The 24,345-nt window shown below is 44.8% G+C and carries 20 protein-coding genes and 1 tRNA gene; 4 read left to right on the top strand and 17 right to left on the bottom strand.

Annotated features, from left to right (window positions below):
* Positions 1-70 precede the first annotated feature (70 nt).
* The 17 genes from DXD06_RS12020 to ftsH form a co-directional block, all read right to left on the bottom strand.
* Complete coding sequence (locus DXD06_RS12020; protein ID WP_022045410.1) at positions 71-445, bottom strand: RidA family protein; 375 nt, start codon at positions 443-445, stop codon at positions 71-73.
* A gap of 30 nt (positions 446-475) precedes the next feature.
* Complete coding sequence (locus DXD06_RS12015; protein WP_022045409.1) at positions 476-1,315, bottom strand: CvfB family protein; 840 nt, start codon at positions 1,313-1,315, stop codon at positions 476-478.
* A gap of 7 nt (positions 1,316-1,322) precedes the next feature.
* Positions 1,323-2,030 carry an acyl-[acyl-carrier-protein] thioesterase gene (locus tag DXD06_RS12010; protein WP_055066977.1) on the bottom strand — a complete coding sequence of 236 codons (708 nt, stop codon included), beginning with the start codon at positions 2,028-2,030 and terminating at the stop codon, positions 1,323-1,325.
* A 67-nt stretch (positions 2,031-2,097) separates the two neighbouring features.
* A tRNA-Gln gene (locus DXD06_RS12005) sits at positions 2,098-2,169 on the bottom strand.
* 76 nt (positions 2,170-2,245) lie between these two features.
* Positions 2,246-2,884 carry a YigZ family protein gene (locus tag DXD06_RS12000; protein ID WP_055262299.1) on the bottom strand — a complete coding sequence of 213 codons (639 nt, stop codon included), beginning with the start codon at positions 2,882-2,884 and terminating at the stop codon, positions 2,246-2,248.
* A 20-nt stretch (positions 2,885-2,904) separates the two neighbouring features.
* Positions 2,905-5,550: a transglycosylase domain-containing protein gene (locus DXD06_RS11995; protein ID WP_117832078.1), complete on the bottom strand. Its 2,646-nt coding sequence runs from the start codon at positions 5,548-5,550 to the stop codon at positions 2,905-2,907.
* A gap of 184 nt (positions 5,551-5,734) precedes the next feature.
* Complete coding sequence (locus DXD06_RS11990) at positions 5,735-7,486, bottom strand: ammonium transporter (RefSeq protein WP_117832076.1); 1,752 nt, start codon at positions 7,484-7,486, stop codon at positions 5,735-5,737.
* Positions 7,487-7,611: 125 nt separating this feature from the next.
* On the bottom strand, positions 7,612-9,729 hold the full coding sequence (locus DXD06_RS11985) for a glutamine synthetase III family protein (protein ID WP_117832074.1): 2,118 nt from the start codon (positions 9,727-9,729) through the stop codon (positions 7,612-7,614).
* 369 nt (positions 9,730-10,098) lie between these two features.
* A complete protein-coding gene (gene fba, locus DXD06_RS11980) occupies positions 10,099-10,965 on the bottom strand; it encodes a class II fructose-1,6-bisphosphate aldolase (protein WP_117832072.1) in 867 nt (288 codons plus the stop codon).
* 69 nt (positions 10,966-11,034) lie between these two features.
* The gene (locus tag DXD06_RS11975) at positions 11,035-11,919 is read right to left on the bottom strand and encodes a diacylglycerol/lipid kinase family protein (RefSeq protein WP_117832070.1); all 885 of its coding nucleotides are present in this window, start codon (positions 11,917-11,919) and stop codon (positions 11,035-11,037) included.
* A 13-nt stretch (positions 11,920-11,932) separates the two neighbouring features.
* Positions 11,933-12,793, bottom strand: a complete 861-nt coding sequence (whiA, locus tag DXD06_RS11970; protein ID WP_022045401.1) for a DNA-binding protein WhiA — start codon at positions 12,791-12,793, stop codon at positions 11,933-11,935.
* Between the two features lies 1 nt (position 12,794).
* The gene (rapZ, locus tag DXD06_RS11965) at positions 12,795-13,676 is read right to left on the bottom strand and encodes an RNase adapter RapZ (protein ID WP_055262308.1); all 882 of its coding nucleotides are present in this window, start codon (positions 13,674-13,676) and stop codon (positions 12,795-12,797) included.
* The gene (gene murB / locus DXD06_RS11960) at positions 13,677-14,582 is read right to left on the bottom strand and encodes a UDP-N-acetylmuramate dehydrogenase (protein ID WP_117832067.1); all 906 of its coding nucleotides are present in this window, start codon (positions 14,580-14,582) and stop codon (positions 13,677-13,679) included.
* Positions 14,582-15,988: an aminopeptidase gene (locus DXD06_RS11955; RefSeq protein ID WP_199535224.1), complete on the bottom strand. Its 1,407-nt coding sequence runs from the start codon at positions 15,986-15,988 to the stop codon at positions 14,582-14,584. Before DXD06_RS11955 ends, murB begins: the two co-directional genes overlap by 1 nt.
* Before the next feature lie 30 nt (positions 15,989-16,018).
* Positions 16,019-16,966, bottom strand: a complete 948-nt coding sequence (gene hprK / locus DXD06_RS11950) for an HPr(Ser) kinase/phosphatase (RefSeq protein ID WP_117832063.1) — start codon at positions 16,964-16,966, stop codon at positions 16,019-16,021.
* Positions 16,967-17,056: 90 nt separating this feature from the next.
* Positions 17,057-18,925: an excinuclease ABC subunit UvrC gene (gene uvrC, locus DXD06_RS11945; RefSeq protein ID WP_117832061.1), complete on the bottom strand. Its 1,869-nt coding sequence runs from the start codon at positions 18,923-18,925 to the stop codon at positions 17,057-17,059.
* Positions 18,926-18,928: 3 nt separating this feature from the next.
* The gene (gene ftsH / locus DXD06_RS11940) at positions 18,929-21,064 is read right to left on the bottom strand and encodes an ATP-dependent zinc metalloprotease FtsH (RefSeq protein WP_117832059.1); all 2,136 of its coding nucleotides are present in this window, start codon (positions 21,062-21,064) and stop codon (positions 18,929-18,931) included.
* 191 nt (positions 21,065-21,255) lie between these two features.
* Between ftsH and DXD06_RS11935 the strand changes: the two genes are divergently transcribed.
* From DXD06_RS11935 to DXD06_RS17280, 4 genes are read left to right on the top strand one after another with little or no spacing between them, the layout of a single operon-like run.
* A complete protein-coding gene (locus DXD06_RS11935) occupies positions 21,256-22,860 on the top strand; it encodes a CTP synthase (protein WP_022045394.1) in 1,605 nt (534 codons plus the stop codon).
* A gap of 59 nt (positions 22,861-22,919) precedes the next feature.
* On the top strand, positions 22,920-23,915 hold the full coding sequence (locus DXD06_RS11930; RefSeq protein ID WP_117832057.1) for a helix-turn-helix transcriptional regulator: 996 nt from the start codon (positions 22,920-22,922) through the stop codon (positions 23,913-23,915).
* A gap of 24 nt (positions 23,916-23,939) precedes the next feature.
* Entirely contained in the window at positions 23,940-24,116 is a 177-nt protein-coding gene (locus DXD06_RS11925; RefSeq protein ID WP_082413722.1) for a DUF4250 domain-containing protein, read from the top strand.
* A gap of 45 nt (positions 24,117-24,161) precedes the next feature.
* The gene (locus DXD06_RS17280) at positions 24,162-24,335 is read left to right on the top strand and encodes a DUF6472 family protein (RefSeq protein WP_022045391.1); all 174 of its coding nucleotides are present in this window, start codon (positions 24,162-24,164) and stop codon (positions 24,333-24,335) included.
* Positions 24,336-24,345: the final 10 nt, after the last annotated feature.

Below are 24,345 nucleotides of genomic sequence, written 5' to 3'. Positions count from 1 at the left end.
ATTTGCCGGAATTGGCGTTTCTTATATTAGGGACTTATTTTACAGCCCCTTTTCGTTTTTGATCTTTTCTTTATTTTACAGCAATGGCTTCAATTTCAAGCATAACATCTTTCGGAAGACGTGCCACTTCCACACAGCTTCTGGATGGAAATGGTGACGGGAAAAATTTTGCATAAACTTCATTAATTGCTGCAAAATCATTCATTTCCTTGATAAAAACAGTGGTTTTTACTACCTTATCCATTCCGGTTCCGGCTGCCTCAAGCAGATTTGACAGATTTTCAAATGCCTGCTGCGCCTGTGCCACAGATCCTTCCGGAATTTCTCCGGTAGCAGGAACAACCGGGATAATGCCGGATGTGTATACCGTTCCGTTCACTTCAATCGCCTGTGAGTACGGTCCGATTGCGGCTGGTGCTTTATCTGTACTGATTACGTTTTTCATTTTATATTCCTCCTTTTGCCTTTACCTGCATTATACGAAACTCTTGCGGATTTTTCCACCATCCAGTGTAATTTTTCTTTCTTTATACAAGTGTCCGATGGCACGTTTAAACGCAGCTTTACTCAATCCGGTTTCCCTCTTAATCACCTCTGGACTCGCTTTTTCCGAAAACGGAAGCACTCCTGCATAGGAATCCAGCAATTCAAGTATTTTCTCTGCATCCGTGTCCATCTGAATATAAGCTTTTTCCCGCAGTGTAAGATCTAACTTTCCATCCGGTTTTACTGCAGTAACTTTCGCCTCAATCACATCTCCGATTTTCAGGAAACTGTGATCCTCTGAATTTGGTATTCTTGCGGAAAAGCGATCATCCACTGCCACAAAAGCACCAAAGTTATCGGAAAACTCATACACCCTTCCGGTTACCATCTGATCCTTCTGATACGGTGAATCCTTGGAAAGCAGATCGTACAGTCCCTTCATGCTGGCACAAAGCCGCTTGCTTTTATCAATATAAAGGGTTACAAGAATCTCGTCTCCTGCTTCTACCCGTGAAGTCATCTCTTTATATGGCAGAAACAGATCTTTTTCCAGTCCCCAATCCAGAAAAGCACCGATCTTTCCAACTTCTTTCACCACAAGCGGTGCATATTCTCCCAGTGTCAGCTTCGGTGTGTTGGTTGTTGCAATCAGCCGGTCTTTGGAATCTTTATATAAAAAGACCCTTATCTTTTCCCCCGGTTTTGCATCTTCCGGCACCTGTTTTGATGGAAGCAGCACATGTGTCTCACCGCCCATATCCTCTGCCAGATATACTCCGAAGTCTACTTTTTTTACATAATACAAATCCTGATATTCTGCTAATTTCATCTTTTTCCTACGCTTTCAAAAAAACAACAACTGCATATAGCTGCCCATCCGGTGCACACAGTGCAACCGTCACACGGGGATCTTCTATCGTCACATGCGGCACAATTACATCTCTGCACATCGCAGCTTTTTTATATTCTACCCGGACTTCCATTGTCCGAAACTCCTTCGGAACATATTCCATCGCCACCTGTACATATCTGGTATTGTTCATATGGTGATTGGTATCTATGAAATAAGAAGGAACGACCAATGAATCTTTTTCTTCATATTTTTCCGGCAGCATAATTTTCCGCTCGCTGCACTGCATGGGAAGCTGTGGGTCCAATCCGTATGCATCCGAGATTTCTTTTGTCACTCTGACCGGAATCCCCTTCTTTGTATCCATCAGTACCCATACGGAATTTGCATATGCCATCCGTTCCCCATCCCTGCCGTTCATGGAGAAATTCCGGTAACCGTAAAAGCCTTTCATTCCATATGCCCATGTCTGTGTCGTAATCTGTTCGCCCAGCCGCGGCATCCGGTTCAGACAGATCTGCCAGGAAGATAAGATCCACGCCTTTTGTGCATCGGTCCATACTTCCACACCAAGGTTCACGGCCTCTGAATGAAATACACTGCAATCCTGAAAGTAATCCATAAGCGCCAGCCATGTCATCCGGCCTTGCGCATCTGTCTCACTGTATCTTACTCTGCTGTCAAATTCGTACATTACCGTGTCCTTTCTTATTCTTATCTTTTATAAAACAAAAAGCACTACATAATGTAGTGCTCTTCAGCTGGCCCACCAGGATTCGAACCTGGAAATGACGGAGTCAGAGTCCGTTGCCTTACCATTTGGCGATGGGCCAATGTGTTTCATGTCTCTCAACAAATGGTATTATACATGGAACCCCTATAAGTGTCAACCCATATTTTCAAATTTTTTCAAAAAAACACAACTTCTTTATCAATTAGTGCATATACGCAGGTTTTCCCCCATTCCAGTCCGGCAGATCCGTTGGTCAGTTCTGTAATCTCTTTCGGAAGTATCTCTTTTTGTTCTGCAGGTACGAGAATTATCATGGTAACATCCGCCTCATATGCCGTATCCAGAATCACAGTGTGTTTCTGTCCGAACAGATACTGCAGCTTTCCAAGTCCATTATAATCGGTATGAACCAATAGCTGCTGCCCCTTACATTTTTCTATGAGCCGGCTGGCTGCAAGTCCAGCCTGTGTGGCTGCCTGATAGGCGCGTACAAGCCCTCCTGTTCCAAGCAGCACACCTCCAAAATAACGTGTAACAACAACCGCAACGTCCGTAATTTTCTCCCGGAGAAGTACATCCAGCATCGGACGGCCTGCGGTCTGTGCCGGCTCTCCATCATCCGAACAGCGCGTCAGTTCCTGCCTCTCCCCGATGACAAAAGCAGAACAGTTATGACGGGCATCCCAGTATTTTTTCTTTGTCTCATTAATGAAAGCAACCGCTTCTTCTTCTGACTGAACAGGTTTTACCGTTGCTATAAAATGAGATTTCTTCTCTGTGATTTCACCCTCTCCTCCGGTATAGACCACTCGCATATATCCTATTCTCCTTTGTATCATTCCTCATTCTTCTCCGGTATCTGTTCCGGTTCATGTGTTTCTTCCGGCTTTGCATCATCCGGTGGATCTGCCGGTTCTTCTTCCGGCTTCTCCTCATCCTGCGTTTCGGCATCATGTATATTGCATGTTCCATTTAAAAATTTCTCTGTCGCACAGTACTGGTAATCAGCCGAGCCCTTTTCGGCACCCACAATATAAGTTTTTGTCACAACCTGATCTGCCGGACAGTATTCTCCGGCAACTTTTCCCGATGCCTCACAGATCTGCAGAGAAATATGATGATCACAGTTCTCGGTCGGAACCGTTCCTTCTGCAAAATATTCCGTATAACTTTGCGTTCCACGTGGGTCTTTATCACAGACATCCGCTTCCGGCAGAAGTCCGGATTTTGCACAGACAACAGCCTGTGTAATTCCGGAAGGCTTTTCAAAATCTTTTGCCTTAAGATCTGCATGAATCCGCTTCATCACGGCTTTCCACAAATTCTTTGGATATCCCGTAGCTGACTGAATGGAATTGTCATCATATCCGCCCCATACCACGCAGGTGTAATAAGGCGTAAATCCGGCAAACAGTGCATCCCTGTTCAGCGTTGTCGTACCGGATTTTCCTGCCTGAGCCATTCCGGTTCCAAAATAAGCCCTCATACCCGTTCCACTCGTCATAACATCTTTCATGGCATCTGTCAGAAGCCATGCGGTATCCTCTTTTATTACCTGACGCTGTTCCTTTGTCTGTGTTTTGTCAAGAAGAACATTGCCGTCATGATCCAGCACCTGGGTATAAAAATTTGGTTCGTTATATTCTCCCTGATTTGCAATTGCAGCATAAGCTGCAGTAAGTTCCAGGTTTGTCACCCCCTGTGTCAGGCCTCCGAGAGAAATTCCAAGGTTTCTGTCCGTATCGGTCAACGTAGAAAATCCGAAATTTTCTGCATATTCATACCCCAGATCCACGCCAATATCCTGAAGTGTTTTTACAGTCACAATATTGATGGATTTTGTAATTGCTTTCCGGATGCTTGTAAAACCTCCGAATGTATGTGAGTAATTATTATATGTTTTATTTCCGACTGTAAATGGTGCATCATCCTGCACGGATGCCAGCGTTTTTCCCCCAGCATCAAGTGCCGGCGCATAGCATGCAATGATTTTAAAAGTAGATCCCGGCTGCCGGCAGGTCTTTGTTGCACGGTTCCAGGTACGGTTTCCCGCCTTATTTCCACGTCCGCCGACAATAGCCTGTACCTCTCCGGTCGACTGATCCATAATCGTCATCGCCACCTGTGGCTGCATGGTAATGAAAATATACTCTGAATTTTCTACCAGCTTGTCCCCTTTCCCGAGGACATCTTTTTCGTACTGTGCAATTGCAGCCCGGCAGTCCTCCTCCGATGCAAAATTGATCGAATAATTCTGACTTTTGTTTTTCTTTTTATAATAGGAAAGCATTGTCTGATTGGTATATGTTTTTATTGTACCATCCTTCTCCTTCACCTGAAAAGAAAGATAGAATGAATATTTGGTACCCGCATCATAATTGGCTTTGTCTGCCACCTCCTCATCGCAGATTTTCTGGATTTGAAGATTCTGTGTGGACTTGATCGTCAATCCCCCCTGATAAATTGCCTTGTATGCTTCTGACTCCGAATAGCCTTTGATATTTACCAGATCATCAAAAACATCATCAATGACCGCGTCCACAAAATATGTGTTCATGGTTTCTTCCCTCACATCATTGTGTTCGGAAATCCTGCCATACACATCATCTGCCATCGCTTTATCATACTGTTTCTGCGAAATATATCCCTGTTTTTTCATGGCATCCAGCACATTCTTTCTGCGCTTTGCATTTTCCTTTGGATGAAGAATGGGATTGTAACCTGCCGGATTCTTTGTAATTCCGGCAATAACCGCACATTCCGAAAGTGTCAGCTTTGACACATCTTTCCCAAAATAACGCTGTGCTGCTGCCTGAACCCCAAGGGTATTGCTTCCAAGGTTGATGGAATTCAGATAATTTTCCAGAATCCAGTTCTTGTCATTTACCTTTTTTTCCAGCTCTATTGCCAGATACTGTTCCTGTATTTTCCGCTGTACCTGACGTTCCATCTTTTCCATTTTGGAAATATTACTGTCATTTTCGTTTGCCCACTGCTCACTCAGCACATTATTTTTAATCAGCTGCTGCGTAAGCGTACTTGCTCCCTGACTGAAATCTCTGGTCCGGACATCCGCCACCAGTGCCCTGACAATTCCTTTCAGGTCAATACCGTTATGATCATAAAAACGCTCATCCTCGATCGCCACTACCGCATGCTGCAGATTCTCCGGAATCTGGTCAATTGTCACGTACTGCCGGTTGGATCCGGCTGCCACTAATTTTGCTGTCTCACTTCCATCTGCCGCAAGCACTTTCGTGGAATATCCCGTTGGAATGACATCCACTTCGGATATATCCGGTGCGGATGCAAGAATTCCTTTAAATGCACCCACTCCAAAACTCACTGTCGCACAGCCTCCCACAATGATTCCAATCAGTAGAAGTTTCCCCAGTATGACTCCGATTTTATGACGTATTCTCGTTCCTCTTGCGTCCAGCTGTTTTGCTCTCCGGCGCAAAGAAGTTCTTCCATAGTTCATAGTTTTCTCCCCGCAGAAATAATAAAAATTCTTTTATCCATATATTATACCAAATAATATGTGCAATAGAAAGTTTTATTTATCGACAGCAAAAACCCCCGGCTTTCGCCAGGGGTCCGCTGTTGATGTATACTAAAACTAAGGGGATTAGATTCACTAACCTAGCCATTAGATTAGTGCAAAATTATTCAACATCCTGTAAGGCTTCCATATCTTCCTCACCGGTACGAATCTTGACAACCTTTGCCACATCGTATACGAAGATTTTTCCATCTCCGATATGTCCGGTATAAAGTGCCTTCTTTGCTGCAGCCACTACGCTGTCTACTGGGATCTTGCTTACAACAACCTCTACCTTAATCTTCGGAAGTAAGGTTGCATCGACTTCAGCACCACGGTAACGCTCGCCGGAGCCTTTCTGGATACCACAACCCATAACCTGTGTACAGGTCATTCCCGTAACACCCAGATCGTTCATTGCTTTCTTCAAATGATCATATCGGGAAAGCTTTGCAATAATAACCACTTTGTACATGCCGGTTGCATCCTTTGGCACGGCGGAAACCACCTTGACTGCTGCATCTCTCTTTGCCGTAGAAGCCTGTGCATATTCCGGTGTACCCAGATCTGTATTTTCATTGACATCCATGGTCATTGTGTTGGAAACATCCATGATGGAGAATCCTGAGTAAGCAGATGCAAGTCCATGCTCCATGGAATCAAGACCGACAATTTCTTCTTCCTCGCTCACACGGAGTCCAATGGTCTTCTTAATTACAACAAATGCAATCGTAATTGTAACTGCGGTCCATGCAGCTACCGTAACAAAACCTAATAACTGAATACCAAGCTGCTTCCATCCGCCACCATAGAAGAGACCAACAACCGAGTCATTTCCCGGAGCAGATTTCGTAGCAAATAAACCAACGGCGATGGTACCCCAGATACCATTCATCATATGTACAGCTACCGCACCAACCGGATCGTCCACATGAAGCTTATAATCCAAAAGCCATACACCAAAGCAAACCAGTAAACCGGAAACAAAACCAATACAGATTGCACCGAAACAATCGGTCACGTCACAAGGAGCGGTAATTGCTACAAGTCCTGCAAGTGATGCATTCAGACACATTGATACATCAGGTTTACCATATTTAAGCCATGTAAAGATCATACATACAACTGTTGCAACTGCCGGAGCTACGGTCGTTGTAAGAAATACGCTGGCAAGCTGTGAACCGGAAGTACATGCAGCGCCATTAAATCCATACCAGCCAAACCAGAGAATAAAACATCCAAGGCATCCAAGTGGAAGATTGTGTCCCGGGAATGCGTTGACTTTTGTAATCTTCCCAGACTTATCTTTTGAGAACTTTCCAATACGTGGTCCAAGCATTACTGCACCGATGAGTGCTGAAATACCGCCAACCATATGAATGGCACAGGAACCTGCAAAATCGTGGAATCCAAGCTGTGATAACCAGCCGCCGCCCCAGATCCAGTGTGCTTCTATCGGATAAATCAATGCCGAAATTACTGCTGAATAAATACAGTAGGATAAGAATTTTGTACGCTCTGCCATAGCACCTGATACAATCGTTGCTGTAGTTGCACAGAATACTAAGTTAAACACAAAATTCGAAAAATCAAAATTTGCATAACTGGTAAAGATATCAAATCCAGGTTTTCCGATAAAACCAAGGACATCTTCTCCCAGCAATAATGAAAAACCGATCAGGATGAACATTACGGTACCAATACAGAAGTCCATCAGGTTCTTCATCAAAATGTTGCCTGCATTCTTTGCTCTGGTAAAACCGGTTTCTACCATGGCAAAGCCTGCCTGCATCCAGAATACCAGCGCGGCACCGATCAGAAACCAGATGCCAAACATATTTTCATTGATAAAACTTACAATTTGTTGTTTATCCATAACAATCTCCTCCCTATATAGAAAAAGAGACATTTCCCCAAAATTCCACAGCTTCGTGGTTCTGAAAAAATGTCTCTTTTTTATTTTGTAAGATGTTTGTAAAAAATGTTCCTTAAATCTTTGGATTAAACTTCAAAGATCAGATCTCCATAAGATGGCATTGGCCATAAATCCTTGTCAACGATCATCTCAAGCTTATCTACCGGTGCACGGAGTGCATCCATAGCAGATTTCACCTCATCCCTGTAATATACAGCCTGTTCCTTACCTTCACCCATTTCTGTTCCCTTTGCAGTAACAGTTTCCAGACTCTTGAGTGCTTTCTGTGTCTCAGCAAGCAGGGAGGATGTCTCTGTCAAAATATCTGTCTGTGCGCTGACATCTGCAGATGCACATGCACTCTTTACAGTTGCAATTGACTGTCCAAGTTCTGTTGTGTACTTGATAACAGCCGGAATAATCTGCTTTCCAGCGATGTCAATCATGGCTTTTGCTTCGATATTGATGGTCTTTGCATATGTCTCGTACTCGATCTCTACGCGGGATTCAAGCTCAGACTTGGTAAATACTCCAAATTTTTCAAATGCAGCTACAGATTCCGGAGCTGTATATGCAGGAATTGCATCTACCATGGACTTGATATTTGGAAGTCCACGCTTCTGGGCCTCTGCAACCCATTCATCAGAGTATCCGTTTCCGTTGAATACGATTCTCTGATGTTCGATAGCATATTTCTTGATCAGATCATGTGCTGCAAGCTCAAAATCGTCTGCTTTTTCAAGAACGTCACAGGCATCTGAAAATGCCTCCGCAACAATGGTATTTAACACGATATTTGCCTGTGCAACGGAATCCTGGGAACCAACCATACGGAACTCAAATTTGTTTCCGGTAAAGGCAAACGGTGATGTACGGTTACGATCAGTCGCATCCTTCATGAAATCCGGAATGGTCTTAACACCGGTTTCAAGTTTTTCACCTTCCAGACTGTGTGTTGCTGTACCTGTGCTGATCAGCTGATTTAATACGTCTCCAAGCTGATCTCCAAGGTAAATGGACAGGATCGCTGGCGGTGCCTCGTTTGCTCCTAATCTGTGATCGTTTCCCACATCAGCTGCCGCTGCACGAAGAAGTGCTGCATGCTCATCAACTGCCTTTAAAATACAGGTAAGTACCAGTAAGAACTGTACATTCTCATGTGGTGTCTTACCAGGCTCAAGCAGATTGATTCCATCGTCTGTTGTAATGGACCAGTTGTCATGCTTTCCGGAACCGTTGACACCTGCGAATGGTTTCTCATGAAGCAGACACTGTAAACCGTGACGTCCGGCAACCTTCTTTAAGGTCTCCATGATGATCTGGTTATGATCAACTGCTACGTTACACTCTGCATAAATTGGTGCCAGCTCATGTTGTGCCGGAGCTACTTCATTGTGCTGTGTCTTTGCAGATACTCCAAGTTTCCAGAGTTCTTTATTGACATCTTTCATGTATGCTGCGATTCTCTCACGGATTGCTCCGAAATAGTGATCGTCCATTTCCTGACCCTTTGGAGGCATTGCCCCGAAAAGAGTACGACCGGTAAAGATCAGATCCTTACGCTGTAAATACTTCTGACGATCTACAATAAAGTATTCCTGCTCTGGTCCAACAGAAGGAGTTACCTTCTTTGAAGTCGTGTTTCCAAACAGTCTTAACAGACGAATGGACTGTGTATCGATCGCTTCCATAGAACGAAGAAGCGGAGTTTTCTGATCCAATGCCTCTCCGGTGTAGGAACAGAAAGCAGTTGGAATACAAAGTGTTGCTCCTGCTGCATCCTGACGAACGAAAGCAGGTGATGTACAATCCCAGGCTGTATATCCTCTTGCCTCAAAAGTGGCACGAAGTCCACCAGACGGGAAAGAAGATGCATCCGGCTCACCTTTGATCAATTCCTTGCCGGAAAAGCTCATCAGAACCTTGCCATTTGGCATCGGTGCTGTGATAAAAGAATCATGCTTCTCTGCCGTTACACCAGTCAATGGCTGGAACCAATGGGTATAATGGGTTGCACCTTTTTCAATGGCCCACTCTTTCATCTCATGTGCGATGACGTCTGCGGTCTCAAGATCAAGTTCTTTTCCTTCATCCATAACTTCGTGAAGTTTCTTGTAAACTTTTTTTGGAAGACGTTCCTGCATGACAGTGTCATTGAATACGTTCTCGCCAAAAATGTCTGCAACGTTAAAATAATCACTCATTTTTTACAACATCCTTTCTTTTCACAATCAAATCCCCTGATTGTACGCTTATTCACCAAACATCAGTCATTTTACTAAAAAAGGGCATTCCAATAGCTATATTGGAACGCCCTCGTTCTTAACTCATGTTTAATCTGAAACTAAGATACCTCTTTCCAACACAAAATGCAACCTCTTTTTAGAATTTTTTTATAATTTATACATTTTGACGTTTTTCTATCAAAATCTACTTCTTTTTTGTCTACTTCTTCCAGTTCTACTACAAAACAGGTACATTTTCTAATTTCTTTGTATGAGGCATACCAGCCTTTTTCCTATGAAATGAAAAAAAGGAAGTGTCATGCGGCACTTCCTTTTGTACATGTTCTATTATTCAGCTTTTCCAACAGAACCGAACAGTTCCATTTTCTCCTTAACAGTAGCTTTGATAGCATCTGCACCAGGAGCAAGAAGCTTACGAGGATCAAATCCTTTGCCCTCTAAGTCCTTACCAGCCTCGATGTATTTACGTGTAGCATCTGCGAAAGATAACTGGCACTCTGTATTTACATTGATCTTAGATACGCCAAGAGAGATTGCTTTCTTGATCATATCTGCAGGGATACCTGTACCACCGTGAAGAACTAATGGCATAACACCAGTCTTTGCCTGGATTGCATCAAGAGTCTCGAAGCTTAATCCCTGCCAGTTTGCAGGATATTTACCATGGATATTACCGATACCAGCAGCCAGCATATCAACACCAAGATCTGCAATTGTCTTGCACTCGTCTGGATCTGCGCACTCGCCCATACCAACAACACCATCTTCTTCACCACCGATGGAACCAACTTCACACTCGATAGAAAGACCTAAGTTATGTGCTACATTAACTAACTCTGTAGACTTTGCAAGGTTCTCCTCGAATGGATAATGAGATCCGTCGAACATGATAGATGTGAAACCAGCCTTGATACACTTGTAGCATCCTTCGTATGTTCCATGATCTAAGTGAAGTGCTACAGGAACTGTGATTCCAAGCTCCTCATCCATAGCCTTAACCATAGCTGCTACGGTCTTGAAACCAGTCATATACTTACCAGCACCCTCAGATACACCAAGGATTACAGGGCTCTTTAATTCCTGTGCGGTAAGAAGAATGGACTTTGTCCACTCCAGGTTATTGATATTGAACTGACCAACTGCATAGTGGCCTGCTTTTGCTTTTTTCAGCATTTCTGTTGCAGATACTAACATTTGTATTTCCTCCTAATCATAAGTTACCTAGATTATAGTACACTTTTCCCAAAAAATAAAGTTAATTTTTTAACAAAATATTTCAACTCTCTGCTTCAAATTTCGGATGACTACTTCCCGGTGTGCTCCGCCGAATTCACCATCGAGTGTCCACGATACTTCTTCCTTCGCCGTAATGTGTACGGCATCGGTTTTAAACGAATAAATCAGATCCGAATCATCAATCATATTTGTCAGGCAGGCAAGGATTTCATTCAGCTCAATCGGATTCTTCGGATTGCGGATCAAAGTCACTTCAAACAGACCGTCATCAAGTTTTACATCATTTCCTGTCATTCCCTTAAAGCCCCCGACAGAAACGGAATTGGTAACCATTCCATATATAAATTCATCCTGAAACACTTTTCCGTCATATTCCACCTGCATACGGAACGATGGAATGTCCCGAAGCTGTTTGACACCCTCCATAATATACGCCACATGCCCGAAAATATTTTTCAGCTGCTGGGATGTCTTATAGGAAACCTCTGTAAACAGACCAAACGCTGCTACATAGACAAAGGTATCCGAATTGAAATCTCCGATATCACATGGAAATCTGTTTTGTCCAACCGCACGTTCCGCTGCCTTTAGCATCTCCTTCGGAATTCCAAGAGAATTGGCAAAGTCGTTTGTACTTCCGGCAGGAATATATCCAATCGGAATATGCAGCTTCGCCTGCATCAGTCCGGTCATCACTTCATCAAGTGTTCCGTCACCTCCGCTGCAGACAATACGATCATATCCCGCACCCTCTTCCACCACCTTGCGCGTCGCATCTGCCTGTGCCTGTGTGGTATAAATTGTCACGTCAAATCCTGCCTTCACCATCATGTCCACAATATCTACAAGATGATTTTTAATCTGTCCTTTTCCTGCATGCGGATTAAAAATAAATAATAGCTTCTGGCTCATACGTAGTTCCCCTTTATATAAGATTTTCTGCAATTGCGGCAAGTTTCCGTAATCTGTGATTCACCCCCGATTTTCCGACCGGTGGATCAAGATAAGTTCCCAGTTCCTTTAAAGTTGCCTCGGGATAATCCAGGCGTGCCTGCGCGATCTCAGCCAGCGGTTCTGGAATGTTGTCAAACCCTATGGTATCCCGGATCCTCTTGATATCTTCCATTTGTTTCACTGCTGCATTCACCGTTTTGTTGATATTTGCAGTCTCACAGTTTACCTTGCGGTTAACAGAATTGCGCATCTCCTTTAAAATTCTTACATTTTCCAGATTCATCAAAGATACATAAGCTTCCATGACATTCAGCAGATCCACAATCTGTGAACCTTCTTTCAGGTAAACCACCATACGCTCTTTGCGTTCTACAATCTTAGGCTCCGTCTCAAAAAATTCCATCAGTTCTTTCAGCTGCTGTGCCTGTTCAAGCGTATGGCAGACAATTTCAAAATGATAGGATTTATTCGGATCACTGATCGATCCCGCTGCCATAAATGCTCCACGGATAAATGCTCTCTTACAGCATGTCTGCTGCACCAGCATCCCATCCGCTCTCCGGTGATTTATTTTCCGGGACCGGTACGGTTCCTGATCCCAGTGCAGTGTCTGCATGATCTGTAAAACCTCCTGTTTCTCTCCAAATATTTTTTGCAACAGCAGACCATATTTTGTCTGCAGCAAAGAATTTTCGTTGGAAACTACAAGCTTTCCCTCTTCATCCAGCATGCCTTCCAGTTCCAGTATTCCTGCCAGTTCTGCGATCTGGCAATGTCTGCTCCGTCCGAACTGTTTTGCCAGTTCCTCTTTTACTTCACTCGAAAACGACATCCTATTTTCCTCTCAGCGCATCTTTCCCGATATCGCGATGTTCAATTTTCAATCCGTATTCCCGGTTTTTTTTCTGACTCAGACGCTTGTACAATTCATTGGCAAGTGTGACGGAACGATGTTTCCCTCCGGTGCATCCGATGGAAATTACCAGCTGATTCTTGCCCTCGGAAATATAGTGTGGAATCAGAAATGTCACCATATCTTCCAGCTTGTTTAAAAAGATCTTTGCCTCATCATATTTCATGACATACTGCTGGATTTCCACATCATTTCCTGTCTTCGGACGAAGTTCTTCCACATAATACGGATTTGGCAGAAACCGCACATCCATGACGATATCAGAATCTGCCGGAATGCCATACTTAAACCCAAAAGAAAGAATGGTCACATACATGCTGTTAAATTCTTCATCCTGCACAAAGATCTTTTCCAGTTCTGTTTTTAATTCTCTCGTAAGCAGACGGCTGGTGTCGATAATATAATCCGCTTCTTTTTTCAGAAATTCCATTTTCTGACGTTCCCGCATGATTCCCTTATCCACACGCTCTCCCTGTGCCAGCGGATGGCTTCTTCGGGTCTCTTTATAGCGTTTTACAAGAACCGTATCCTCTGCATCCAGAAACAGCACTTCATACTGGACATCCTTACTTTTTAAAATTTCCAGCATATCCTGCACTTTATCCAGATTTTCACCGCTCCGCGCATCAATTCCGATCGCCACATTTTTCATCTGCGTATCAAAATTTGTTGCAAAATCCACAAGTTTATCCAGAAGCGGAATCGGAAGATTATCGATACAAAAGAATCCCATATCTTCCATCATTTTCATTGCTGTACTTTTTCCGGCTCCTGACATGCCCGTCACAATTACAAATCTCATCTAGAACTCTCCTATCATTTTCACTTCCGGTTCAAGTGTCACACCAGACTGTTTTTTCACACGTTCCTGTACATCTTTCATCAGCTGCAAAATCTCTGCTGCGGTGGCATTTCCTCTGTTTATCACAAATCCGCAGTGTTTTTCGGAAACCTGGGCATCCCCCACTGCATAGCCTCTCAGCCCGGCATCCATAATCAGTTTTCCTGCAAAATAGCCTTCCGGACGCTTAAACGTACTGCCTGCACTTGGATACTCCAGCGGCTGCTTCTCCACACGTTTTTCCCTGAGTTCTGCCATCTTTGCACGGATCTCCTGCTCCGGTGCCGGCGTCAGGGACAACTCTGCCTCCAGTACCAGAAAATGATTCTTGGGAATACAGCTGTGCCGGTAGGACAGATCCAGTTCCTCCCGTGAGAGTACCTTTTGCTCACACTCCGGGGTAAGCACTGTCACCTGCCGGATGACATCTTTCATTTCTCCGCCATAGGCACCCGCATTCATGGTCACTGCACCGCCCATGCTTCCCGGAATTCCGGCAGCAAATTCCATGCCGCCCAGACCGGCAGCTGCCGCTTTTGCAGCCACCTGGGAAAGCAGGGCACCTGCCTGCGCACGCAGGATATTTCCCTGCACTTCCACCGCATTCATCTGTGCCCCGACTTCAATAACAAGTCCACGGATTCCTTTGTCTCCAACCAGAAGATTACTTCCGTTTCCGATCACGGTCACTGCAAGCCCTTTCTTTTTAGCCAGGCCAAGAATTACCGGAAGTTCCTGTTTCTTTGGACACACGTAAAGATCCGCAGGACCTCCCACGCGAAATGTCGTGTGTTTTTTCATCGGTTCCTGCTGATATACGACCAGCTCAGGCAATGCCGCCCTGATTTCTTCAAGCCACTGATCCATTATGCCTCCTTCAGGAAAGCCACATAGCCGTGCAATGCCTCATACAGATCCACTTTGCTGATGATTTCCCATGGTGCATGCATATTCAGTACGGCAACTCCGCTGTCAATAACATTCATGCCATAATTTGCAAGAATATATGCGATGGTTCCGCCGCCTCCCTGATCTACTTTTCCAAGTTCTGATGTCTGGAACGATACATCATTATCATCAAAAATTCTGCGCAGTCTTGCAATATACTCTGCATTTGCATCATTGGAACCTGATTTTCCTCTGGCTCCTGTATATTTGTTCAGGACAAGTCCCTTTCCAAAGTAAGCACAGTTACGTTTTTCCATCACAGACGGATAATTCGGATCAAATGCCGCAGATACATCGGAAGAAAGCACTCTGGAATTATGCAGCGCTCTGCGCACTTTCAATTCGCTGTATTCCCCAAGCAGATTGATGATCTCTGCCACACTGTCCTCAAAGAAATGGGACTGCATGCCGGATGCACCGACACTTCCGATCTCCTCTTTGTCTACCAGAAGACATACGCTGGTATGCTGTGGCTTTTCAATCTCAAGCATTGCCGCAAAAGACGGATAAGCACACACTCTGTCGTCATGTCCGTATCCCATGATCATGCTGCGGTCAAAGCCGTAATCTCTGGCAGCCCCTGCCGGGACAACTTCAATCTCCGCAGACAGAAAATCTTCCTCGTCCACACCGTACTCTTTGGACAGAATATTTAAAATATTTGCCTTTACGCGGTCTTTCATCTCTTTTTTCTCTTTTTCATCATCACTTGCTGCCGGAATACTTCCGACAAGCAGATCAAGGTTTTCTCCTTCGATCACCTTGGATGCCTTTTTCTCCATCTGTTCTCCCGCTAAATGAATCAGCAGATCACTCACGCCAAAAACAGGATCTTCCGGTTTTTCTCCGATATTGACCGTAACCGTTGTGCCGTCTTTTTTACAGATTACACCGTGCAGTGCAAGTGGAAGTGTCACCCACTGGTATTTCTTCACACCTCCATAATAATGCGTATCTAACAGTGCCATCTCCGTATCTTCATATAACGGTACCTGTTTTAAATCCATACGTGGGGAATCAATATGTGCGCCGAGAATGTTCATTCCTTCCTCGATGTCTTTTTCGCCGATCACAAACAGAGCCAGACCCTTTCCCATATTATTGGCAACAATGCGGTCTCCGGCTTTTAATTTTGCATTCTGCGCGATCTTTTCACTCAGATCTGTAAATCCGGCTTCCTTTGCCTGCCGGTAGAATTCCGCTGCACACTCGCGCTCGGTCTTGCAGGAAGATATAAACTTACGGTATTCTTCCGCAAATGTAAATACATCCTGTCTTTTGGTTCCTTCCGGGTATTTCTCCCACGCATTCTTCTTTTTTTCCATGATTTCTTACATCTCCTCATTTACTCTCGTCTATTCTTCATCATTGCTTTTTGTCATATTTGCCTGGACTCTACGATACAATTCCTGTGCCGCATTGTAGCCCATCTTCTTCTGTCTATGGTTGACAGCCGCAGTCTCACAAATAACAGCCAGATTACGTCCCGGGCGGATTGGAAGGGAATGACATACTACCTTATTGCCCAGATATTCGATATATTCTTCTTCCAGTCCCAGGCGGTCATAATCCGCATCTTTTTTCCAGTCTTCCAGTTTGATCACCAGATCAATCTGCTGCTTTTCCTTAACACACTCCACACCATACAGGGTCTTTACATCTATGATGCCAATGCCCCGCAGTTCAATAAAATGCCGGGTCACTTCCGGAGAAGTTCCGATCAGTGTATGTTCATTGATCTTGCGGATTTCCACTACATCATCCGTAACCAGACGATGTCCGCGGCGGATCAATTCCAGAGCCGCCTCGCTTTTTCCGATTCCACTGTCTCCTGTAATCATGAGACCCTCGCCATATACATCGACCAGAACCCCGTGAACGGTAATACAGGGTGCCAGTTCTTCACCCAGTGTATAGATCAGCTCTGCCATAAATTCAGAAGTCGGACGGTCCGTACCAAGAACCGGCACTTCATTTTTTATTGCCTCTTCTAAGAAAATTTCATCTGGCTGCAGACTGCGGCAGAAAATCACACATGGGATATCAAACTTCAGAAACGCATCATAACGGGTTTTCTTTTCCGCATCACTCATCTGCTGGATAAACGTATATTCTACATTTCCAATCATCTGTATTCTTGATTCTTCGAAATGTTCAAAATATCCGGTCAGCTGTAATGCCGGACGATTCACATCGCTGGAAATAATCTTACATTTTTTCAGATTGATATCCGGCGTAAAATTTTTCAGATTTAAAACCTGCGCAACTTTTGCAACACTAACACTTCCATTTGACATATTCATTTCCCCCTGTGGCTCATATTAAGCAGTACCTGTGCCGGACTGCCTTTTTATAAACAGATTGTACCATGAATCTTTCCATATCACAAGTTGCTAAGCCGGTCCGGAATGCAGGGTATCATATACATTCTGTGCAGCCGCCAGATTCATGCTGTCGGTTTCTGCCAGCTCCTCCACAGATGCGTTTTTCATATTTTCCATAGACTGGAATCTGCGCATCAGTGCCTTTCTTCTGGCCGGTCCGATTCCCTCAATGTCATCTAAAATGGAGTGTACCTGTGCCTTGGAACGCAAAGACCGGTGATACTCAATGGCAAACCGGTGTGCTTCATCCTGAATCCGGGTAATCAGTTTAAATCCCTCTCCATGCCGGTCAATCGGAATTTCCACATTGTGGAAATACAGTCCCCTTGTACGGTGATTGTCATCCTTTACCATACCGCAGACCGGAATATCCAGTCCCAGTTCTTCCAGCACCTGCAGACAGATATTTACCTGGCCGCGTCCACCATCCATCATAATGATATCCGGGAAGCGTGTAAAACTTCCGACTTCCTGTGGCATATTTTTTTCTTCCAGTTCTTTCTGTTCCTGCATGCCGTGCGTAAACCGCCGGGTCAGGACCTCATGCATGGAAGCGTAATCATCCGGTCCCGATACCGTGCGGAGTTTAAATTTCCGGTAATCGCTGCGTTTCGGCCGTCCTTTTTCGTATACAATCATAGAACCTACGGTTTCAAATCCATTAATATTAGAAATATCATAGGCCTCCATACGATTAAGCCCTTTCATGCCAAGCAGCTGCTCAATCTCTTTTACCGCGCCGATGGTACGTCCTTCTTCTCTCTTAATCTTTTCTTTATCCTGGCTGAGCACCAACTGTGCATTTTTCGCAGCCAGCTCCACCAGCTTTTCTTTGAGTCCTTTCTGCGGAATCCGTATCGTCACTTTCCGCCCGCGTTTGGCACTCAGCCATTCTTCCAGCACCGGAATGTCTTCGATTGCTTCCTGGAGCATGATTTCCCGCGGGACAAACGGCGTCCCAGAATAATACTGTTTCACAAAATTTACCAGAATATCCCCTGTGCTTTCTTCTGATCCCACACGCACATGAAAATGATCCCTTCCGATAATCTTTCCACTGCGGATAAAAAACACCTGAACCACCGCATCCCGGTCATCACTCGCTAACGCAATGATATCCTTGTCCTCCCCATCCGTATTGGTAATCTTCTGCTTCTGTGCAATCTGACTGACACTGTTTAACAGCTCACGGTATTCGATGGCCCGCTCAAATTCCATCTCCTCGGATGCCTTCTGCATGTTTTCTTTTAATTCACGTATTACCGGTCCATAGTTTCCATTTAAAAATTCCAGTGCCTTACTGACCTGCTTTCCATACGTCTCTTTATCCACATGCCCCTGACAGGGAGCATCACACTGATGAATATGATAATTCAAGCAGGCACGTTCTAATCCGATATCTCTCGGAAGCTTACGGTTACAGGTGCGCAGTTTATAAAGTTTATTGATCAGCTCTATCGTATCTTTTACCGCACCGGCACTCGTATACGGTCCAAAATAACGAGACTTATCTTTTTTTACCTGGCGGGAAAAAAGAACCCGCGGAAAATCTTCCTGCACCGTCACCCGGATATAAGGGTACGTCTTGTCATCCCGCAGCATCGTATTATATTTGGGTGTGTGCTCTTTGATCAGATTGCACTCCAGCACCAAAGCCTCCAGCTCGGAATCGGTAATAATATACTCAAACCGTGCAATGTGCTCCACCATCTGTTTTTTCTTGATGCCCTCATCATGACTCGGCTGAAAATACTGCCGCACCCGTTTGCGCAGGCTGACTGCTTTTCCTATATATATGATCGCATCTGTTTTGTCATGCATAATATAAACTCCCGGTTGATCCGGGAGTTTACGTAATTCTTCCTGAAAGTCGAACATGAATTATTCCTCAAACATATCATCACTCACAATCGCAGCTTTGGACTGGCTATCCTCTGCAATTGAAGTGTCGTCTTTCGCTTCATTATTTTCTTTGGATAACACAGGCGGTTCCTGTGATGCTTTTTTCTCATCCGCTGTGTCATCCGGCATCAGTGACTCTTTATCTTCTTCCTGCGGAAGTCCTTTCATTTCGCGGAAAATCTTCATGAATTCCTTGCCGGTAATCGTCTCCTTTTCGTACAGATAATCGCTGATATGATCCAAAATGTCACGATTTTCTGTCAGCATCTGCATTGCATCCTCGTAGCTTTTATTAATAATGGAAAGCACTTCCTTATCAATCTGTCCTGCGGTATCTTCTCCGCAGATCAGACCGGCACGGCCATCCAGATACTGGTTTTCCACCGTAGCAAGACACATCATGCCAAACGTATCTGACATACCATACATCGTAACCATTGCACGCGCAATCTTTGTTGCATTCTCAATATCATTTGCTGCACCGCTGGTCGCTGAGTGGAATACAAGTACCTCCGCTGCACGTCCTGCCATAAAGGTCGTAATCTTTGCAAGAAGTTCATCTTTGGTCTCTAAATACTTTTCTTCTTCCGGTGTCTGTAACGTGTATCCCAATGCTCCCATGGTACGCGGTACGATAGTAATCTTTTGAACCGGCTCTGTATTTTTCTGAAGTGCCGAAACAAGTGCATGCCCTACCTCGTGATAAGAGACAATCTTACGCTCCTTATCACTCATGACACGGTCCTTTTTCTCTTTTCCACCGACAGCCACAAGTTCAAATGCTTCAAACAGATCCGACTGATTGACAAACTTTCGTCCATTCTTTACCGCATTGATGGCAGCCTCGTTAATCATATTGGCAAGATCCGATCCCACCAGACCGGCAGTAGCCAGTGCCAGTGCATCCAGATCTACCGTTTCATCCATGTGTACATCCTTGGAATGTACTTTTAAAGTTTCCAGACGGCCTTTCAGATCCGGCTTGTCAACAATGATCCGACGGTCAAAGCGTCCCGGACGAAGCAGTGCCTTATCCAGAACTTCCGGACGGTTCGTTGCCGCAAGAATTAAAATACCTTTGGATGCATCAAATCCATCCATCTCCGCAAGCAGCTGGTTTAAGGTCTGTTCACGCTCATCATTGCCTCCGCCATACCGGCTGTCACGGCTTTTACCGATTGCATCGATCTCATCAATAAAAATAATACACGGTGCCATCTTCTGCGCTTCCTTGAACAGATCACGCACACGGGAAGCACCCACGCCGACGAACATCTCCACAAAATCAGAACCTGCCAGGGAGAAAAACGGAACTTTTGCCTCTCCGGCAACTGCTTTTGCCAGCAATGTCTTACCGGTTCCAGGAGGTCCGACAAGCAGTGCACCCTTCGGGAGTTTTGCACCGATATCGCTGTATTTCTTCGGATTGTGCAGAAAATCCACCACTTCCTGCAGGGATTCCTTTGCCTCGTCCTGTCCAGCTACATCTTTAAATGTCACACCGGTTGTTTTCTCCACATATACTTTGGCGGTTGATTTTCCAACCCCCATGGCTCCTCCGCCCATCCGGCGCATCAGGAATCCAAAAAGAATCCAGATCAGTACCAGAGGAATAACAAAGCTTAAAATGTTTACCAGCCATGCCGAAGTATTGTCCGGCACGGATGCCGAAATTTCAATTGCTTTCCCCTCTGATGTCTTTGCACTCTTGAGTGTCGTGATCAGATCCGGATCATTGACAATTCCGGTGTAATATGTTATCTCATATGGTTTTTTATCGTCCACCAGTGTGTAATCCATCTCATAATTGCTGAATTCCACCGTTTTGACATTATTCTTTTCCAGCTGTTTTAGGAATTCGGAGTATGTAGTTTCCTTCGAACTCATCTGTGAAAACCGGTTGGCAAAAAATGACAGGAAAAAGAGTGCCACCAGAGTGACCATGATAAATCCCAGGATCATCTGTCCGTTATGGTTGTCTTTCTTTCCTCCGTTGTTGCCACCGTTGTTTCCGTTATTACCATTGTTTCCGTTGTTTCCATTATTTCCGTTATTATAATTATTGCCACCGTTATAGTTTCCGTTGTTATAATTATTCGGTGCCTGATTGTCCATAAGCCCTCCACTTGTATATCTCTTGTAATCAATACCCTTATTATATGTAATAAGAAACGCAAAATCAACATTTTGTTCGAGAACTTTTCCTATCCTTTCTAAACTTTTTATAAAAAAGTGTGGAATATTTTCGTTGTCCGCTGTATAATATTAAACTATGGTAGTTTAGATAAAAACTTAGGAGGAAAATTATGCCTGTAAAATACGTCTTTGTCACTGGCGGTGTCGTATCTGGTCTTGGAAAAGGTATCACTGCTGCATCTTTAGGACGTCTGCTCAAAGCGCGTGGCTACAAAGTCACCATGCAGAAGTTCGATCCATATATCAACATTGATCCGGGAACCATGAACCCGATTCAGCACGGTGAAGTGTTCGTAACGGATGATGGAGCGGAAACCGATCTGGATCTCGGTCACTACGAGCGCTTCATCGACGAAAGTCTGACAAAGAATTCCAATGTGACAACCGGTAAGGTTTACTGGTCCGTTCTGCAGAAAGAACGTCGTGGAGATTATGGCGGAGGAACCGTACAGGTAATCCCGCATATTACCAACGAGATCAAGAGCCGTTTTTACCGTAATTTCACATCCGATGATATGCATATTGCAATTATAGAAGTCGGCGGAACCGTCGGAGATATCGAAAGCCAGCCTTTCCTTGAAGCAATCCGTCAGTTCCAGCACGAAGTGGGACATGAGAATGCGATTCTCTGTCACGTTACCCTGATTCCGTACCTGCGCGCCTCACAGGAATTAAAGACCAAGCCTACCCAGGCAAGTGTCAAGGAACTGCAGGGTATGGGTATCCAGCCGGATATCATCGTCTGCCGTTCCGAGCAGCCGTTAGATCAGGGATTAAAGGACAAGATCGCACTGTTTTGTAATGTTCCGAACACACATGTACTGCAGAATCTGGATGTTGAGTATTTATATGAAGCTCCACTGGCGATGGAAAAAGAAAATCTTGCGAAAATTGCCTGTGAGTGTTTAAATCTTGACTGTCCGGAACCGGATTTAAGTGACTGGAAGTCCATGGTCAATGATCTGCGTCATCCGGACAAGGAAGTCCGGATTGCCCTGGTCGGAAAATATACCGCATTACACGATGCTTACATTTCCGTTGTGGAAGCTTTAAAGCACGGTGGTATTCCAGAGCATGCAACAATCGACATCAAATGGGTAGACTCCGAAGAATTAAATGTAGACAATGTAGATGAGGTGCTGGGTGATGTAAACGGTATCCTTGTTCCCGGCGGATTCGGTCTGCGCGGTGTCGAGGGAATGATCCTTGCCGCACGCTATGCCCGCGAGAACAAGATTCCGTACCTTGGTCTCTGCCTCGGCATGCAGGTATCCATCATTGAATTTGCACGTCACGTATGCGGATTCAACGATGCACACAGTATCGAACTTGACCCGAACACAACACATCCAGTCATTGCACTGATGCCGGACCAGGACGGTGTAGAAGATATCGGCGGTACCTTAAGACTCGGCGCTTATCCTTGTGTACTGGACAAGGATTCCAAAGCATATGAAGTATACGGAACCACTGAGATTTCCGAGCGTCATCGTCATCGTTATGAAGTAAACAATGATTATCGTGCCACTCTCACCGAGCATGGCATGAAACTTTGCGGAACTTCTCCGGACGGAAGAATTGTAGAAATGATCGAACTCCCGGATCACCCATGGTTTATTGCCACACAGGCACATCCGGAATTAAAATCCAGACCAAACCGTCCACATCCACTGTTCCGTGGTTTTGTGGAAGCAGCAACCAAGTGTAAACGATAATGGTATTCCCGGCGGTTTTTCCGCCGGGTTTTCACTTTATTTGAAAGAGGAGAACTGTCATGCCCAAATCTGTGAATCAAAAACAAAAGCTGTTATTCCTTCTGGATTATCTGCGTCAGAACACGGATGAAACCCATACCGTCACTACCCCACAGATCATCGACCATCTCGCGGCAAACGGTATCCGGGCGGAGCGTAAAAGCATCTATAACGATATCCAGACGCTTTGTGATTATGGTTATGACATCATCCTGACCGAAGGCGCGCATGCCGGTTACCGCATAGCAGACCGCACATTTGAGCTGCCGGAAGTCAAACTGCTTGTTGACCTGGTACAGTCTTCCAAATTTATTACCACAAAGAAATCACGGCAGCTGATTGGCAAACTGGAACAGCTTGTCAGTAAAAACGATGCGAAAAAACTACAGCGTCAGGTTGTCGTTGCAGACCGCAACAAAACCAGCAATGAAAAAATCTATTACAGCGTGGATGTCATCCACTCTGCCATTGCAGAAAACCGGCAGATCCGTTTCCACTACTTCGACTGGAATGTCCGAAAAGAAATGCAGCTGCGCAAAAACGGCAGATTCTATCAGGTCAGCCCCTGGCTTCTTACCTGGGATGACGAGAACTATTATCTTGTTGCCTATGACGCGGATGCCGGGAAAATGAAACATTACCGCGTGGACAAGATGCTTGATCTCTCCGCTGTGGATCAGGCGCGGTGCGGACAGACCGATTACGAACAGATGGATATCGCCTCTTATTCCCGCAAAAATTTCGGCATGTTTGCCGGGGAAGAGACAACCGTACAGCTTCTGTGCGATACTTCCATGACCGGTGTCATCATTGACCGTTTCGGTGCCGGTGTAGCCATGCGCCCCTACGACGATACCCACATTCTCGCGCGGGCACAGGTCGCTGTCAGTCCACAGTTTTTTGGCTGGCTTGCTGGCTTATCCACACATATCCGTGTGATTTCCCCGGATTCCGTTGTCAATGAATACCAAATTTTTCTGCAGGAAATCCTGCGCAGTTATACCGATATGCAATAATTGTTTCCAAAGGAGGAATATACTATGAATTTACCGAAAGATCCTGTCATGCTTCTGTCTGTTGTCAACACACAGCTGCGTGATCATTACCCGACACTTACCGAACTTGCTGCCGCATATATGACAGATGCAGATGCAATTACAGAAACCCTTGCTGCCATCAATTATCATTACGATGAGGGGCAGAATCAGTTTATTTAACAGGCAATTACCTGATTCACTACATAAAAGGAGGGGAACTTTTGTATGGCCAGTTGTGATTTTTGTGCATACAATGAATACGATGAAGAGGACGAAGCATATTACTGCTCCGTCAATATGGATGAAGACGACATGGCTCGTTTTGTCCAGAGTAATTACAAGGAATGTCCCTTTTACCGTTCCGGGGACGAATACAAAGTTGTACGGCACCAGATGTAACCTGGTGCCG

It is taken from the genome of Roseburia sp. TF10-5 (assembly GCF_003462365.1).
GTDB lineage: Bacteria > Bacillota > Clostridia > Lachnospirales > Lachnospiraceae > Roseburia > Roseburia faecis.
This window is presented reverse-complemented; position numbering and strand designations above follow the sequence as displayed.

What these genes read in the sequence shown, in the direction of transcription:
- DXD06_RS11925 (WP_082413722.1), top strand. Translation starts at nt 23,940, where the DNA reads ATGAATTTACCGAAAGATCCTGTCATGCTTCTGTCTGTTGTCAACACA.
- fba (WP_117832072.1), bottom strand. Translation starts at nt 10,965, where the DNA reads ATGTTAGTATCTGCAACAGAAATGCTGAAAAAAGCAAAAGCAGGCCAC.
- murB (WP_117832067.1), bottom strand. Translation starts at nt 14,582, where the DNA reads ATGGATCAGTGGCTTGAAGAAATCAGGGCGGCATTGCCTGAGCTGGTC.
- DXD06_RS17280 (WP_022045391.1), top strand. Translation starts at nt 24,162, where the DNA reads ATGGCCAGTTGTGATTTTTGTGCATACAATGAATACGATGAAGAGGAC.
- DXD06_RS12020 (WP_022045410.1), bottom strand. Translation starts at nt 445, where the DNA reads ATGAAAAACGTAATCAGTACAGATAAAGCACCAGCCGCAATCGGACCG.
- DXD06_RS12015 (WP_022045409.1), bottom strand. Translation starts at nt 1,315, where the DNA reads ATGAAATTAGCAGAATATCAGGATTTGTATTATGTAAAAAAAGTAGAC.
- DXD06_RS11990 (WP_117832076.1), bottom strand. Translation starts at nt 7,486, where the DNA reads ATGGATAAACAACAAATTGTAAGTTTTATCAATGAAAATATGTTTGGC.
- DXD06_RS12000 (WP_055262299.1), bottom strand. Translation starts at nt 2,884, where the DNA reads ATGCGAGTGGTCTATACCGGAGGAGAGGGTGAAATCACAGAGAAGAAA.
- DXD06_RS12010 (WP_055066977.1), bottom strand. Translation starts at nt 2,030, where the DNA reads ATGTACGAATTTGACAGCAGAGTAAGATACAGTGAGACAGATGCGCAA.
- DXD06_RS11930 (WP_117832057.1), top strand. Translation starts at nt 22,920, where the DNA reads ATGCCCAAATCTGTGAATCAAAAACAAAAGCTGTTATTCCTTCTGGAT.
- DXD06_RS11995 (WP_117832078.1), bottom strand. Translation starts at nt 5,550, where the DNA reads ATGAACTATGGAAGAACTTCTTTGCGCCGGAGAGCAAAACAGCTGGAC.
- DXD06_RS11985 (WP_117832074.1), bottom strand. Translation starts at nt 9,729, where the DNA reads ATGAGTGATTATTTTAACGTTGCAGACATTTTTGGCGAGAACGTATTC.
- rapZ (WP_055262308.1), bottom strand. Translation starts at nt 13,676, where the DNA reads ATGAGATTTGTAATTGTGACGGGCATGTCAGGAGCCGGAAAAAGTACA.
- ftsH (WP_117832059.1), bottom strand. Translation starts at nt 21,064, where the DNA reads ATGGACAATCAGGCACCGAATAATTATAACAACGGAAACTATAACGGT.
- DXD06_RS11955 (WP_199535224.1), bottom strand. Translation starts at nt 15,988, where the DNA reads ATGGAAAAAAAGAAGAATGCGTGGGAGAAATACCCGGAAGGAACCAAA.
- whiA (WP_022045401.1), bottom strand. Translation starts at nt 12,793, where the DNA reads ATGTCGTTTTCGAGTGAAGTAAAAGAGGAACTGGCAAAACAGTTCGGA.
- uvrC (WP_117832061.1), bottom strand. Translation starts at nt 18,925, where the DNA reads ATGTTCGACTTTCAGGAAGAATTACGTAAACTCCCGGATCAACCGGGA.
- hprK (WP_117832063.1), bottom strand. Translation starts at nt 16,966, where the DNA reads ATGAATATGTCAAATGGAAGTGTTAGTGTTGCAAAAGTTGCGCAGGTT.
- DXD06_RS11935 (WP_022045394.1), top strand. Translation starts at nt 21,256, where the DNA reads ATGCCTGTAAAATACGTCTTTGTCACTGGCGGTGTCGTATCTGGTCTT.
- DXD06_RS11975 (WP_117832070.1), bottom strand. Translation starts at nt 11,919, where the DNA reads ATGAGCCAGAAGCTATTATTTATTTTTAATCCGCATGCAGGAAAAGGA.